Source organism: Streptomyces sp. NPDC052773 (assembly GCF_044547145.1).
GTDB lineage: Bacteria > Actinomycetota > Actinomycetes > Streptomycetales > Streptomycetaceae > Streptomyces.
In genome coordinates, this window is sequence record NZ_JBITZX010000003.1 from 311,031 (window position 1) to 325,171 (window position 14,141).

At 72.1% G+C, this 14,141-nt stretch carries 15 protein-coding genes and 2 pseudogenes; 11 read left to right on the forward strand and 6 right to left on the reverse strand.

What is annotated here, in order from left to right:
• The first annotated feature begins 181 nt into the window (after positions 1 to 181).
• The 3 genes from ACIG0D_RS09360 to ACIG0D_RS09370 all read left to right on the forward strand — a co-directional run bounded on the left by ACIG0D_RS09360 (position 182) and on the right by ACIG0D_RS09370 (position 2,420).
• Positions 182 to 943 carry a GPP34 family phosphoprotein gene (locus tag ACIG0D_RS09360; protein WP_399797674.1) on the forward strand — a complete coding sequence of 254 codons (762 nt, stop codon included), beginning with the start codon at positions 182 to 184 and terminating at the stop codon, positions 941 to 943.
• 245 nt (positions 944 to 1,188) lie between these two features.
• Complete coding sequence (locus ACIG0D_RS09365) at positions 1,189 to 2,052, forward strand: helix-turn-helix transcriptional regulator (RefSeq protein WP_165999730.1); 864 nt, start codon at positions 1,189 to 1,191, stop codon at positions 2,050 to 2,052.
• 176 nt (positions 2,053 to 2,228) lie between these two features.
• Entirely contained in the window at positions 2,229 to 2,420 is a 192-nt protein-coding gene (locus ACIG0D_RS09370; protein ID WP_365759646.1) for a DUF397 domain-containing protein, read from the forward strand.
• A 100-nt stretch (positions 2,421 to 2,520) separates the two neighbouring features.
• Here ACIG0D_RS09370 and ACIG0D_RS09375 read toward each other — a convergent pair whose 3' ends face one another.
• The 3 genes and pseudogenes from ACIG0D_RS09375 to ACIG0D_RS09385 form a co-directional block, all read right to left on the reverse strand.
• Positions 2,521 to 3,369, reverse strand: a complete 849-nt coding sequence (locus ACIG0D_RS09375) for a MerR family transcriptional regulator (protein WP_399797678.1) — start codon at positions 3,367 to 3,369, stop codon at positions 2,521 to 2,523.
• 105 nt (positions 3,370 to 3,474) lie between these two features.
• Positions 3,475 to 3,972: a glutathione peroxidase gene (locus ACIG0D_RS09380; protein WP_399797680.1), complete on the reverse strand. Its 498-nt coding sequence runs from the start codon at positions 3,970 to 3,972 to the stop codon at positions 3,475 to 3,477.
• 277 nt (positions 3,973 to 4,249) lie between these two features.
• Positions 4,250 to 5,208 (reverse strand): annotated as a pseudogene (locus tag ACIG0D_RS09385) (ArsR/SmtB family transcription factor); the annotation flags it as partial.
• Positions 5,209 to 5,281: 73 nt separating this feature from the next.
• Here ACIG0D_RS09385 and ACIG0D_RS09390 point away from each other — a divergent pair.
• Positions 5,282 to 6,487 carry an MFS transporter gene (locus ACIG0D_RS09390; protein ID WP_399797683.1) on the forward strand — a complete coding sequence of 402 codons (1,206 nt, stop codon included), beginning with the start codon at positions 5,282 to 5,284 and terminating at the stop codon, positions 6,485 to 6,487.
• Positions 6,488 to 6,513: 26 nt separating this feature from the next.
• Here ACIG0D_RS09390 and ACIG0D_RS09395 read toward each other — a convergent pair whose 3' ends face one another.
• Both ACIG0D_RS09395 and ACIG0D_RS09400 read right to left on the reverse strand, forming a co-directional pair.
• A complete protein-coding gene (locus ACIG0D_RS09395) occupies positions 6,514 to 6,954 on the reverse strand; it encodes a MarR family winged helix-turn-helix transcriptional regulator (protein ID WP_399798181.1) in 441 nt (146 codons plus the stop codon).
• Between the two features lie 4 nt (positions 6,955 to 6,958).
• Positions 6,959 to 7,214 (reverse strand): annotated as a pseudogene (locus tag ACIG0D_RS09400) (hypothetical protein); the annotation flags it as partial.
• Between the two features lie 204 nt (positions 7,215 to 7,418).
• On the opposite strand from ACIG0D_RS09400, the gene ACIG0D_RS09405 reads away from it, so the two are divergent.
• The 7 genes from ACIG0D_RS09405 to ACIG0D_RS09435 all read left to right on the forward strand — a co-directional run bounded on the left by ACIG0D_RS09405 (position 7,419) and on the right by ACIG0D_RS09435 (position 13,484).
• Positions 7,419 to 8,096: an ArsR/SmtB family transcription factor gene (locus tag ACIG0D_RS09405; protein WP_399797686.1), complete on the forward strand. Its 678-nt coding sequence runs from the start codon at positions 7,419 to 7,421 to the stop codon at positions 8,094 to 8,096.
• Complete coding sequence (locus ACIG0D_RS09410; RefSeq protein WP_399797688.1) at positions 8,093 to 9,364, forward strand: MFS transporter; 1,272 nt, start codon at positions 8,093 to 8,095, stop codon at positions 9,362 to 9,364. Before ACIG0D_RS09405 ends, ACIG0D_RS09410 begins: the two co-directional genes overlap by 4 nt.
• Before the next feature lie 164 nt (positions 9,365 to 9,528).
• Positions 9,529 to 10,011, forward strand: coding sequence for a DUF2975 domain-containing protein (locus ACIG0D_RS09415; protein WP_365759663.1), 483 nt, complete (start codon positions 9,529 to 9,531; stop codon positions 10,009 to 10,011).
• Positions 10,011 to 10,274, forward strand: coding sequence for a helix-turn-helix domain-containing protein (locus ACIG0D_RS09420; RefSeq protein WP_399797690.1), 264 nt, complete (start codon positions 10,011 to 10,013; stop codon positions 10,272 to 10,274). Before ACIG0D_RS09415 ends, ACIG0D_RS09420 begins: the two co-directional genes overlap by 1 nt.
• An 82-nt stretch (positions 10,275 to 10,356) precedes the next feature.
• Positions 10,357 to 11,358: a hypothetical protein gene (locus ACIG0D_RS09425; RefSeq protein WP_399797692.1), complete on the forward strand. Its 1,002-nt coding sequence runs from the start codon at positions 10,357 to 10,359 to the stop codon at positions 11,356 to 11,358.
• Complete coding sequence (locus ACIG0D_RS09430) at positions 11,355 to 11,546, forward strand: hypothetical protein (protein ID WP_399797694.1); 192 nt, start codon at positions 11,355 to 11,357, stop codon at positions 11,544 to 11,546. Before ACIG0D_RS09425 ends, ACIG0D_RS09430 begins: the two co-directional genes overlap by 4 nt.
• A 750-nt stretch (positions 11,547 to 12,296) precedes the next feature.
• Positions 12,297 to 13,484: a hypothetical protein gene (locus ACIG0D_RS09435; RefSeq protein WP_399797697.1), complete on the forward strand. Its 1,188-nt coding sequence runs from the start codon at positions 12,297 to 12,299 to the stop codon at positions 13,482 to 13,484.
• 27 nt (positions 13,485 to 13,511) lie between these two features.
• Here ACIG0D_RS09435 and ACIG0D_RS09440 read toward each other — a convergent pair whose 3' ends face one another.
• Positions 13,512 to 14,114, reverse strand: coding sequence for a DUF6879 family protein (locus ACIG0D_RS09440; RefSeq protein WP_399797699.1), 603 nt, complete (start codon positions 14,112 to 14,114; stop codon positions 13,512 to 13,514).
• Between the last annotated feature and the right edge of the window lie 27 nt (positions 14,115 to 14,141).

Sequence of the window (14,141 nt, forward strand, 5' to 3'; positions counted from 1 at the left end):
CGCCCGGACACCTGGGTTCCACCGCTGTCCGAACCATGTACCAGTGTCCTGTGTGCGGGCTAAACCCAAGCGGTAGACGAGAACGACATACCTACCGGTTCCCTTACGAACCGGTCACGCACCCTCGACAGACCAATGTGAGAGGGGTCACCCTGTCATTCATCCACGCGGGGAGGCATGGATGGGCAGGAGCCGCAGAACACTTCCGGAGGAGCTTCTGCTGCTGGCACTGGACCCGGCCACGGGTACCACTGCACAGCCGCAGTCGCTCGACCTCGGTCTGGCCGGAGCACAGCTAGTGGAGCTGGCGCTGGCCGGACGGATAGCCCCAGACGGGGATCGTATCGCCGTGGTGGTACCACGGCCGACAGGAGATCCGACACTGGACAGCGCGTTGGAGCTGCTGCGCAGGCGCGGCGCTCCGGTCCGCGCCGTCCACTGGATCGGCGGGCCGCGTCTCGGGCTCCGCCAGACCTACCTCTCGCATCTGGAACGGTGCGGCATGGTGCATGCCGTCGAGGGCCAGATGTGCGGAGTGCTGCCGACGACTCGCTACCAGGCGACGGACAACGCCATCAGCCGGGAGATCAGGGCCCGGCTGGATTCCGCGATCCGCACCGGCGTTCCGCCGGACCCGCGGACCGCGGCGCTCGCCGCCCTGGCGCACGCGGTCGGCCTCGGCAAGCACCTGTATCCGGGGAACGAGGGACGCTCGTCCCGCTCCCGGCTGCGGGACCTGATCAGGCACGACCCCATGGGCGGTCTCGTGGCGCACGCCGTGATGGACGTCCAGAACGGCGTGGCGGCCCAGCCGCGCCGTGCCCCGGCGGGCCCGGCGGGCCCGGCAGGCCGACCGGCCGCCGGAGTCAGGGCGGCGGAACCCGCTCGGGGGGTTCCGGCCCAGCCGCGCCGCGCGGGCATGGCCCGTGCCGTGGCCCACTGAGCCGCAGTCAGGGCAGTACGGCACCACAGAGCCCGGTTCGGGAGCCGCGCGAGCCGCGCGGGGCGGTGGAACGCGTTCGTTGGACGACGGACGCGTCCGCCGCCCCGCGCGGACGCATGTCCGCGTGTGTGGATCTGGCGTGTACCCGCCGCATATCCGCGGTTTCCCAGCGGTAAGGACCACCTTGGTGGCAGTCTGCTCAACAGCAGATACGCAAAGTTGCAGCAGCCGGAGGTGCACGTCCCGTGGCGTCCAATGTCAATCCCACCGTCAGGCGGCGCCGGCTGGGCCAGGAGCTGCGTCGGCTCCGTGAGCTCAAGGGCATGACGGCCGAGGAGGTGGCGGAGCGGCTGCTGGTGTCGCAGTCGAAGATCAGCCGCCTGGAGAACGGCCGTCGCAGCATCAGCCAGCGCGATGTGCGCGACCTGTGCGGAGTCTACGAGGTGGAGGACCACCGCATCGTCGATTCGCTGATGCAGATGGCCAAGGACTCGCGTCAGCAGGGCTGGTGGCACTCCTTCGGCGACATCCCGTACAGCGTCTACATCGGCCTGGAGACCGACGCGGCCAGTCTGCGCGTGTACGACCCGCAGGTGGTGCCCGGTCTGCTGCAGACCCGGCAGTACGCGGAGGCGCTGATCACCGGGGCGCTGCCGGAGGCGACACCGGCCGACATCGACAAACGGGTGCAGGTGAGACTGCGCCGGCAGGAACGTATTGCCGCCGAGGAGAACCCGCTGCGGCTGTGGGCCGTGCTCGACGAGGCGGCGGTGCGCCGCGAGGTCGGCAGTAAACAGGTGATGATCGAGCAGCTGGAGTACCTGCTCGAGATGTCCCAGCTCCCGCACGTCACGGTCCAGTTGATCCCGTTCGAGATGGGCGCGCATCCCGGGGTGAGCGGCCAGTACGCGATTCTGGAGTTCCCGGACGCCGCCGATTCGAGCGTCGTCTACATCGAGGGTGTCACCAGCGACCTTTATCTGGAAAAGGCGCAGGATGTCCAGAAATACGCGGTGATGTACGAGCACCTGCGGGCGCAGGCCCTGAACGCCGACCAAACCCGGGAATTCATCTCGGAAGTGGTGAAGGACTACGCGGGTCGCAGGTGAGGCGCCGCAAAGTACACCGCCGCCCCGACCGGATGGAAGACCCGAATGGAATATGCCATCCGGTCGAGTGAATAGTCGCTCCGGAGATCCGAGTTGGCGAGTAGCGTCGATCACGCCATCAAGACAGGAACGTTGGCGCAAACGCACAACTCAGCAACTGGCTTACTGGAGCGAAAATGGCGATCAAGCAGGGCGCGACGGACACGTGGGTCAAGTCCTCCTACTCCCAGGGCAACGGCGCGTGTGTCGAGATCAAGTCCCCGGTTCCGTCGGCCATGGCCGTCCGGGACTCCAAGGTGCAGCAGGGCCCCGTGCTGGCCTTCCCCGCCGACGCGTGGAACGTCTTCGTGGCCTCGGTCAAGGCGTAACACCGGCACCACCCGCGCACCTCGCGCACCGTGCGCAGAGCCCTCTCGACGAGCCCGCCGTCCTTGCCGAGGGGGCTCGGCTCGTGTCGGCGGTCAGCCGTCAGCGCACCGGGAACGCCACATCGCACACGGGGTCGTCGGGACCCGCCGCGTCCCAGTCCGCGAAGTACACCTCGCGGCAGGCGGCGGCCGGCTCCAGCCCCCGCTCCCGGATCCACTCCTCCACCGCCTCGAAGGCGGCCAGGATCTGCGGATGCGCCACCTGCGCCTTGCCGATCCGGGTGTAGGCGAGGCGCATGGCCGGTTCCACCCGCACCCGGGTCTGCCAGTTCCGTCCGTGCACCTCGGCCCAGGCCCGGGCCGCCGCCTCGTCGGCCACCGGCACACAGGCCTCGGCGGGGCCGTCGCTCTCCATGGACACCTCGGAGTGGTAGACGACGTACGGCGCGCCGGTCAGGCCGCCGCACTCCCGGGCCGCCTCCTCCAGCCGCCCCAGTGACGTGCCGATCCAGGCGGGCAGTTCGTCCGCCAGGACGTGCCGCGTCTCGGTGATCACCACCTGCTCGGGCACCTCGACCGTCTCGACCGTGAACGTCTCGTGCATTTCGGGGTTCCCTCCCGACAGCCGTCCACAGAGGTATGCGGCGAGCGTCCGCTGCCCCGCCGTCCGCGCCTCGACGTCCGCCCAGTAGGCGGCGAGCAGCCCGGCCGCCGTACGTCCGTCCGCGGCGATCACCTCGGCGATCCGCGCCAGCGGCATGTCCAGCTGCCGCAGCAGGGCCACCAGCCGCGCCTGTTCGATCTGCGCGGCGCGGTAGTAGCGGTAGCCGCTGGTCTCGTCGACCCGGGCCGGGGTGAGCAGGCCGAGCCGGTCGTACAGCCGCAGGGCCTTGGCCGAGAGGCGGGCCCGGGCGGCGAACGTCCCGATGGTGAGCAGTTCCTCGTCCATCCGCGCATTCCTCCGTCACCGGGCGGCCTCGGCGCCCGGCGGGAAGGAGGCTCGGGCCTGCCCCAAGGGCAAGGTCAAGACCGGTCAAGACCGGCCGCCGCGGCTTCAGCCGAGCTGCGCCTCGATCGCGGCGACGACCTCCGCCGACTCCGGCTCGGTCTGCGGGGAGAACCGGGCGACGACCGCGCCGTCCCGGCCGATCAGGAACTTCTCGAAGTTCCAGCGGATGTCACCGCTGTGGCCCTCCGCGTCGGCGAAACCGGTCAGCCGCTCGTACAGCGGGTGCCGGCCCGCGCCGTTCACCTCGACCTTCTCCGTCATCGGGAAGGTCACGCCGTACGTCGCCGAGCAGAACTCGGCGATCTCCTCGGCGCTGCCCGGCTCCTGGCCGAGGAACTGGTTGCAGGGCACGCCGAGCACGGTGAACCCCCGGTCGGCGTACCGCTCCTGGAGCCGCTCCAGACCGGCGTACTGCGGGGTCAGCCCGCACTTGGAGGCCACGTTCACGACGAGCACGACCTGCCCGGCGTACTGCTTCAGGTTGGCGGGGCCGCCCTGGAGGGCGTCGATGTCGACGTCGAGGGGGGATGCGTTGGTGGTCATAGGGCGGATGCTAGCCGCGCCGGGTCCCGTCGGCCCCGGCAGCCTCGCCCTGCACGTCCCCGGCCTCCCGCGCAAGCCTTTCCCCGGCCTCCCGCGCAAGCCCTTCCCCGGCCTCCTGAGCAAGCCCTTCCCCGGCCTCCTGAGCAAGCCCTTCCCCGGCCTCCTGAGCAAGCCCCTCTCCGGGCTCCCGCGCGAGCCCTTCCCCGGGTTCCCGCCCAAGCCCTTCTCCGGCATCCCGCGCAATCTCATCCCGGGCCTCCCGCCCGAGCCCTTCCCCGGCCGCCCGTACGAGGACATCGCCCGCCGCCGTCCGCGTGTACAGCACCGACCGGCCGACCCGCCGCCGCTCGACCAGACCCGCGTCGCGCAGCACCCGCAGATGCCGGCCGACCGAGCCGAGGGCCTGCCCGGTCACGGCCGTCAACTGGGTGGTGCTCAGCGGGGAGTCCAGCAGGACGAGGACGGCGGCCCGGGCGCGGCCGAGGAGGGCGGCGAGGCTCGCGGGCGCGGGCCGGGAGGGGCTGTCGGTGAGCGGTCCGGCGCACGGGTAGACGACGGCGTACCGCTGCCGCTCCGGCTCCTCCCACGACACCCAGCCGGTGCGCGGGGTGACGGGGACGAGGACGAGTTCGGCACCGGAGATGTCGCGGGGCGGGTACTCGTGCGGATTGACCTGGAAGCGGCTGGCGCCCAGCCAGCGGGTGCCGGGCCGCAACGCGTCCAGCACCGCCGCCCAGCCGCCCTCGCCCATCCGCGCGGTCCGGGCGACCACGTCGGCCTCCAGCACGCGGCGACGCGGGCCCAGTACGGCCGTACGGTCTCGGTCCACACGTAGGTGAGGAGCGCCGCCGCCCGCTCGGGCAGGTCGTCGCGGTCCAGCTCGGCGGGGAGCGGGCCGGCGAGGGAGAGGCGCAGATGGGCGCGGGCCGCGTCCGGGTCGGTGGCGCGGACCCGGGCGACCGCCCGCGCGAAGTCCTCGCCGTCCCGCGGCGTGGGGGTGAGGAAGTCGGCGATCCAGTCCCGGCCGAGCCCGGCGCGCACCAGCCGAGCGGTCACCGGGTCGGCGGCCAGGCGGGCGCGGTAGCCGGGCAGGTGGGCGCGCAGCCACGCCTGCTCGCCCGGATGGGCTCCGGCCGCGGCGTGCAGCAGCTTCAGGCTCGCGAAGGTCTCGGCGTACGGGGAGAGCAGGAACCGGCTGCGGGCGAGGGTGTCCGCGTCGACCTGCCACCAGCCCATGACGCCCCCCGGTAGCTTTCGCGTGTGCGCGAAACGATAACGGGGCTGTCGGCAGGCGCCCGAGACTCCCCGCATGCGCACCTCACCCGGCTACGCAAGCCTGTTCCGCACCCCCGAGTTCACTCCCCTCTTCCTCTGCTCCGCCGCCCAGACCGCCGCGCAGACGCTCGGCGGGCTCGCGCTCGGCACGCTGGTGTTCCGGGCGACCGAGTCGCCGCTGCTGGCGGCGGTGAGCATGTTCGGCCCGTCGCTCGCCCAGGTCGTCGGCGCCACCTTCCTGCTGTCCGGCTCGGACCGGCTGCCGCCGCGCGCCACGCTCACCGGAGTGGCACTCGCGTTCGCGGCCGGTACGGCGGTGCTCGCGCTGCCCGGACTGCCGGTGGCGGCGGTGTTCGCGGTCGTCCTCGTACAGGGGCTGGTGGCCTCGCTGGGCGGGGGAGTGCGGTGGGGACTGCTGACCGAGATCCTCTCCAAGGAGCGCTATCTGCTGGGGCGTTCGCTCTTCAACATGATGAGCGGGCTCGCGCAGATCGGCGGCTACGCGGCCGGCGGCGTCCTGGTCGCCGTCCTGACACCGCGCGCCGCGCTGCTGCTGGCGGCGGTGCTGTACGCCGGGGCGGCGCTCGGCCTGCGGCTGGGGCTCACCGACCGCCCGCCGCGCGCCACCGGCCGCCCCTCGGTACGGGCGACCCGGCGGGCCAACGCGCTGCTGTGGTCGTCCCGTCCCCGCCGCCGCCTGTTCCTCGCCCTGTGGGTGCCCAACGGTCTGATCGTCGGCTGTGAATCGCTGTACGTCTCCTACGCGCCCGGGGCCGCCGGGACGCTGTTCGCCTGCGCGGCGCTGGGCATGTTCGCCGGGGACGTCACGGTCGGCCGGCTGGTGCCACCGGGGCGGCGGGCCAGGCTCGGGGTGCCGCTGCTGCTGGTGCTGGCCGGCCCGTACCTGCTGTTCTTCCTGCGCCCACCGGTGCCGCTCGCGGCCGTGCTGGTCCTGGTGGCGTCCGCCGGCTTCGGAGCGAGCCTTGTACAGCAGGAACGGCTCGTCGCCCTCACCCCCACCGAACTCTCCGGCCACGCCCTGGGCCTGCACTCCGCGGGCATGCTCACCGCCCAGGGCGTGAGCGCGGCGCTGGCCGGGGCCGTGGCCCAACTGACCTCCCCGGCGGTGGCGATGACGGCGATGGCGGTCGCGTCGACGGCCGTGACGGGGATGCTGGCGCGGGGACTGCGCGCGGCGGACGCCCGAGGCGACCGCCAGGTGGAGAACTCGGTGAGCTGAACGCGGGCCGGAGGAACCGGGACGTGCTAAGCACGCGGCTCCGGCTCGAGGAACACCTGTGGGACCTCGTTGTCCGCGACCACGCGTCCGAGGAGCGCCGCCAGCTGCTCCCGCTCGGCGGGGGCGAGACCCGACGGCAGCTCCGCGATGCGGCGGCAGGTCGCGTCGTAGAACTCCCTGGCGAGCGCCGCGCCCTCCTCGGTCAGGCTCACCCGCACGGCCCGCTTGTCCCGCGGGTCGGCCTCGCGGCGGACCAGGCCGCGCTGCACGGTGCGGTCCACCAGCCCGGTCAGGCTGGACTTGGCCAGGCCGAGCATCGAGCCCAGCTCGGACATGCCGTACGGCTGCGGCATCAGCACACACAGCAGCTGGCCCTGCTGCGGGGTCAGCCCGTACCGACGGCCCGACTCGGCGTACACGGCGTCCACCAGGAACGCCGACCGCACCAGCGCGGCCACGATGCCCATCTGCTCACCTGCGGCTACGGCTTCGCCCATTCGGCCAGGGTACCGAGGCCGGACACCGGCGGGGCCGGCCGGCAGGGGTGCTCCGGTCCGCAGCCGGGCGGGACGAGGCGCCGGTGGCGGGCATCCGGACGTACGCGTACACACAGCCCGCCAGGGCCGACAGGAGCATGAACCCGATGGCCCAGGAGTCCTTGGCGCTGTGGACGGCGCCCATCACCAGCGGCGGGCGGGACGAACCCGCCGAGACCGCCCACCGCGCCCGGCGAACACCGAACCGCCGACGATGCCGAGCCCGACCCCCGCCGGCTCCCTCGCCCTCTCCGGCACCTCCGCCACCTCACTCACCGCTCCGCGGACACAGCCTTCCGCACATCCTCGCCGAGCGCCCGTTCCGTGATCTGACCCGCACGCGGTGGTACAGCGCCGGGTGAACTACACTTCTCCATGGATTTATGGAGGATGCCGTGCCGGACACCGGTCCCACCCACCCGAAGAACCGCCTCTACGACGCGTTCGCCGCCAGTGGCAAGGCGCTGGCCAGCGGAAAGCGGCTGGAGCTGCTCGATCTGCTGGCGCAGGGCGAGCGCACCGTGGACGCGCTCGCGAAGGCCGCCGGACTGAACCTGACGACCGCGTCGGCGCACCTCCAGACGCTCAAGCAGGCCGGCTTCGTCGCCACCCGCCGCGAAGGCACCCGGGTCCACTACCGCCTCGCCGGCGACGACGTGGCCCAGCTCTTCGCGCTGCTGCGCAAGGTCGCAGAGCGCCACCAGGCGGCCGTATCCGCCGCGCGCGACGCCTACCTCGGGGACGACGGCGCCGCGGAGGTCACCCGCGAGGAGCTGCGCGCCCGGGTCGCGGCCGGCGACGTGGTGGTGCTGGACGTCCGCCCGGTGGAGGAGTACCGCGCGGGACACATCCCCGGCGCCCTCTCCATCCCCGTCGGCGAACTGGCCGAGCGCATCGGCGAGCTGCCCGAGGACACCGAGATCGTCGTCTACTGCCGGGGCGAGTACTGCGTCCTCGCCCACGACGCCGTACGCCTCCTCACCGACCGCGGCCGCCGGGCGATCCGCCTCGACGACGGCATGCTGGAGTGGCGCCTGGCCGATCTGCCGGTCGCCGCCGGGGACCCGGCATGACCGGCGCCAGGCGCGACCCCGCGACGACGGCCACCGCCCCCGCCGACGGGATATCCGCGTCCGGCGCGGCCCAGCGCCGCATCCTCACCGTCCTCGTCGTCTCCCAGGTCCTCAGCGGCGCCGGCCTCGCCGCCGGCATCACCGTCGGCGCCCTGCTCGCCCAGGACATGCTGGACTCCACCGGCCTCGCCGGCCTGCCCAGCGCCCTGTTCACCGCGGGCTCCGCCCTCGCCGCGGTCGCGGTCGGCCGTATCTCCCAGGCGCGCGGACGCCGCCCGGGACTGGCCGTCGGCTACCTCGCCGGCGCGGTCGGCGCCGCCGCGGTCATCGCCGCCGCCGTCGCCGACAACGCCCCGCTCCTCTTCGTCGCCCTCTTCGTCTACGGCGCCGGTACGGCGACCAACCTCCAGGCCCGGTACGCCGGCGCCGACCTCGCCGCCCCCGCGCACCGCGGGCGCGCCGTCTCCACCGTGCTGGTCGCCACCACCCTCGGCGGCGTCATCGGCCCCAACCTCGCCGCACCCACCGGAGACCTCGCCGCCGCTCTCGGCGTCCCCCGCCTCGCCGGCCCGTTCCTCCTCGCGGGTGCCGCGTACGCCCTGGCCGCGCTGGTCCTGGCCGTATGGCTGCGCCCGGACCCCCTCCTGCTCGCCCGCACCCTCGACCGGCAGGGCACGGCGACGCCCGAACAGCCCCCCGCCGGACCCGGATCGCGGCGCGCCCCCGGTGTCGTGCTCGGCGCACTGATCATGATCCTCACCCAGCTGGTGATGGTGGCGATCATGACGATGACGCCGGTCCACATGCAGCACCACGGCCACGGCACCGCGGCCGCCGGCCTCGTCATCGCGATCCACGTCGGCGCGATGTACCTGCCGTCTCCCCTCACCGGCTGGCTGGTCGACCGCTTCGGCCGCCTCCCGATCGCCGCCGCCTCCGGAGTCACCCTCCTGGCCGCAGGCATCCTCGCCGCCACCGCCCCCGGTGACTCGGTCGCCCCGCTGGCGCTCGCGCTCGCCCTGCTCGGCCTCGGCTGGAACTTCGGCCTGGTCTCCGGCACCGCGATCATCACCGACGCCGTACCGCTGGCCAACCGGGCGAGGACGCAGGGCCTGGTGGACGTCTCGATCGCCATCGCGGGCGCCACGGGCGGCCTCGCCTCCGGCGCGGTGGTCGCGGCCGCGAGCTACCCGGTCCTCGCCCTGGCCGGCGGCGTCCTGTCCCTGGCCGTCCTCCCCGCCGTCGCGGCGACGGCACACCGCCGCTGAAGCGGAGCCTGAACACCCCGCGCCGCCGCCCCCTTGCCGCTACCTATCGAAAAACGATAGATTCCCATCGAGAGTCGATGGTGTACGCCGTGTGCAGACGCGCGCAGGCGTGCCCGAGGCGTGGGCTGACGGAAGCTGACGTCAGACGAGGAGGAGGGAAGGCGATGGGAAAACTGACGGTGCTGGCGCTGCGCGCGGTGCTCGTGGGGCTGCTCGCCGGTTCGGTGTTCGTGCAGGCGGTGATGGTCCCGCTGCTGGCCGCCGACATGGGTGACTTCGGCCGGCGCACCCCGGTCGTGGTGATCGTGCTGCTGGGACTGGTGACGGCCCAGGTCGTCCTGGTCTGCGTATGGCGGCTGGTGACGATGGTGCGCCGGGGGACCGTCTTCTCCCATGGCGCCTTCCGCTACGTCCACATCGTGATCGGCGCGATGACGGCCGCCGCGCTCCTGATCTTCACCCTCGGTGTCGTCCTCGCGCCGGGCGAGGCCGTGGCCCCGGGCATCGTGCTCCTGATCGGCGGCGTAGGCCTGGCCGTCCTCGGCGTCGCGCTCATCGTCCTGGTGCTGCGCATGCTGCTCGCCCAGGCGGTGGCCCGCGACGTCGAGGCGGCGCGGATGCGGGCCGAGCTGGCCGAGGTGATCTGATGCCGATCGTCGTCGACATCGACGTGATGCTCGCCCGGCGCAAGATGTCCGTGGGCGAACTCGCCGAACGCGTCGGCATCACCCCCGCCAACCTGGCCGTCCTCAAGAACGGCCGCGCCAAGGCGGTCCGCTTCACCACGCTCGCGGCACTGTGCGAGGTGCTGGACTGCCAGCCGGGCGACCTGCTGCGCTGGGAGCCGGAGGAGGGACAGGGGGACGACTCGGCGCCCGCGGGCACGGCAAGTGGCGCACATCACACCTGAGTTCCCCACTCTCATTGCCGATGCGGCCCCCTCCCGAGACCGAGAAGGGAAGGTGACAACCGCGAGCGCAAGGAGAGCACCCGTGTCCCGCATCGACGACGACCCGCACCCGGCGGTGACCACAGGCACCGGTAGCCCCACCGGCACCGCCGAGATCCCCACCGGCACGGTCGGCCTCACCGGCGCCGACAGCCCTACCGGCGCCGGGAGCTCCGCGGCGGGCAGCAGTGCGGACGCCCGGCGCGACCGTCAGGCGTCCGGCCTGCCGTGGAGCGGAGGCAACGTCCTCACGATCGACACCGACGGCACCGCCTTCGTGGACCGCAGGGCCAGGCCCGGCATGACGGGCGTGTGGACGATCGCCGCCCCGGCCGGCACCCGCAGTGTCACCTCCGCGCTGCCCCTGCACAACGCGCTCGACGTCCCCGCGTACCGCGCCCTGGAGGCACGGGAATGGGCGCTCGGCCACGACCAGTGTTCCGGCTGCGGCGGCTCCGAGACGTTCGTCAGCCACCACCTCGTCCTGCCCTGCGGACCGCGCTGGGACCAGGCGGTCCGCACGGCCCTCATCGGCGACTGGACGGCCCCGCTGCACGAGGGCGGCCGCATCGGCCCGGAGGTCATCGGCCGCATCAAGTCGGAGGCCAGGGCCATCCACCGCCAACTGGTGCCGGTATGGCGCCGCCGGGTACGCGGCTCCCGGGTTCTCCTCCTCGAAACCCCGCTCGCCGAGGACCTGACCCTGCTCGACCTCGTCGCCGGCGAACTCCGCATGGACGACCTGGTCTTCGAGTCCGCCTTCGATGACGAACGCGTCAACGCGGTCCTCACCGGCCTCGACCCCGCCGAACGCCGCGTCGCCATGGCCTGGGCGCACCCCTCCATCGCCGACTGGACGGAGGCGGCCCGCTACGCCGGCGCCGCGAACCCGTCGGCGTACGGCGAACGCGTACGCCGCAAACTCAAGCGCCTCGGCACCCACCACACCTCCCGGACCCAGGCGGCCGCAGCCACCCGCACCCGGGCGGCCACCATCACCGGCCCCCAGGCGGCCGCAGTCACCCGCGAAGGCCGCCCGTCATGACCCTCACGGCCCTCCTCCTCACCCTCCTCCTGACCACGGTCACCCTCCTCCTGGGCGCCGCCGTCCTGGCCTTGCTCTTGACCCGCCCGAACTGGTGCGGTCCGGTGACCGGGGCGCTGGCCGCGATGGCCCTCCTGGCCACCGCGATCGGCCTCGCCGTGACCGCCGCAGCTCACGGCAGACCGTAGAGGCCGGACCGCCAAGACGACCAAGAATGATCAGTGAGCGGGGGTTGCCGCGCCGCTCTCAGGACCGAGCTGGGACGGGTTCAGCCGGGCGGCTCGGTCCGGGCCGCGTCAGGCGGGGTGGGGACGACACCTGGGAGTGGGGCCATCACCCATTGCTCGTTCTCCCAGGTGATGGTCTCGGTGACGTGGATGCGGACGGGGCGATGCTTGGCCCCGGCTGTGCCGGTTATGTCCACCTTCCACACGCCCGCGAAGTCAGAGCTGCGCGTCCACCGGACGTCCCAGTCCTGTCCCCCATACGCCCTGATCCGGGCTTCGGCGTCCGCGGAGCCACGGGGATGGTTCTGGAGAAGCGCAGCCAACCCGTCCTCGTCCGACGCGTTGAGCAGCTGTACGTACTCGCGCAGGAAACGGTCTTGATCCGCCGCGTCGGGTTTCGTTGTCGCGGATCCGGGCCCGCCTCCGCACGCGGTGAGCAACACGGCACACACCACAGCCATCAGCAGCCCGACACGATGCCGCGATGAGCGGCGTCGGCTTTCGTCAGCTGCGCACGACGTAGTACGCCGCGCAGCTGCACTGAGCCGCAATGCTCTTCACCGACTTCCGGTAAGTGTTGGCCCGGTCCGCGCCACGCCCTGTCACGTTCCGCGTACTTGGAAGTGGCAAACGTCAACCCCCGCTCGCCCGAGCTCTGTTCGCAACCGTGTACGGTCCGAACGGCACCTGGCACGGCTCTGTGGGGGAACGTTGGATCTTCGGCATCAGACGGCGAACTTCGTCAACGCGTCCTGGTGCATGGTGGGGCTGCGTGACCTGATCTACGAAATGCTTGGCCTGCTCTTCAAAGAGCTCAGCGCGAACGGTGGCATGGCCGGCGACGGCGAGGCCGGCCGGGCTTTCGCCAAGGTCTACAAGGAAGCCGTCAACACGGTGTTCGACAAGGCCGGCTTCGCTCACCAGGTCATGGCCAACGGCGCCGGCGCTCTGCTCAAGGCGGCCGAGGAGTTCCTGAAGCAGGAAGACAAGGTCGCGGCACAGCTCCTCGGCCAGAGCCCGCAGGGGCCGGGGATCGGCCCGCAGCCGTCCGGCCCCGACTGCAACCCGCGAGCCAGCCACAAGGCGGAGGACCTCCCCGAGGTCGTCGGCGAAACCAGCGGTGTCGACCAGTACCTGTTCAACGAGCGCTTCCTCGGGCAGCCGCAGAAACTCCGTGCCGTCGCAAAGGCATGGCGTGAAGCGTCCAAGATCCTCGAGGACGCGTACTGGGACTCCGACACCGCATGGAAGGCCGCGAACCTTGACCAGGTCGGCGAGACCGCGGACGCGGTCGAGGGCTTCTTCAAGAAGTTCGTCGGCAAGAACCCGCCATCCGGTGAGGTCAGCGAGGAAGAGACCCTCATGGCCAATCTGCCTGTGGCCTGCAAAATGATCGCCAACGCCTGCGACGCCTACGCCGATCACATAGAGACCGCCAAGCAGCGGCTGCCGTACGAGGAGACCTCGCCCACCGGCGAATTTCTCTGGCCGTGGGAGCAGCCGAGGTTCGGAGGTGACGGCCGCGACGGCGGTCTGCACGAGCTCATCGCCGGTGACCTGCGGATCGCGGCGCTGGGCAAGATCCCGGCGGCCCTGGACAGCTCGAAGTCACGCGTGCCCATGCCGCAGCCGGACAACGGCGGCTTCGTTCCCGGCCTGCCGCCGTTCCTGGGCCCGCTGATCCGGGTTCCGACCCTGGTCCCGGTCGCCTACCGCCCCGCCAACGGCCCTCGCGTCCAGCCCATTCCTCCCGCCACGCCGGCCGACCCGCGCTTTCCACCGCTCACGGCCGCGGAGCGGCAGAACTTCCAGACCTGGCTGAACTCCCTGCGCCAAGGAGACGTTTCGGGCGGCAGACCGGCCGAGGTCGCCTACCAGAGGCGCGTGGCCTGCTGGTAATCCGTGCTCACCGGTGCGCTCCTGTACCTACTTCTCCGCGGCCAGCTGCGCCGCGACCTCCTGGTACGGGACGGCGTAGTGCATCGCCGCGTCGCGGGTCATGGCGTACCGCAGCACGGCGGCCGGTTCCCGGATCAACTCGACGTCGAGGAGGTAAGGCTGCCCCGGTGTGGGCGGCGAGTCGATGATGCGAACCCGCTCGAACCGCTTGCCCAGGGTTGTCTGTTCGCGGCGCTCGGCACACCAGGCGGCATCCACGCCGGCCCAGTCCACGGTCTCGCCGCGGACGAACTGGGCGTACGTGCTGGTGGCCTCGTCGGAGGCGTACCGACGACGGGTCTCCAACCGCCAAGCGGTGTGCTCGAACTGCGTGAACAGCCGGTCGAACTCGTCCAGTCCGATGATGTCGGGCACGCGCTGAACCTTCTTCGGGCCGAAGTCGGCGAGGAGTTCCCGCGGGACTACGACCGGCACCTTACCGTCGCCCAGGTGACGCAGCTGGGCGATCTCTCCCGGGTCGGTCAGCGGCGGCCCGTGCACGATCACCTCACCGGAGTCGAGATCTTCGTGGATGGACGGGCACCCGTTCACCCCGCTGCCCGTACCGTTGAACCGCAGTCGACGAGCCATGGCTACTCCTTCGCCGTACCGGTGGAG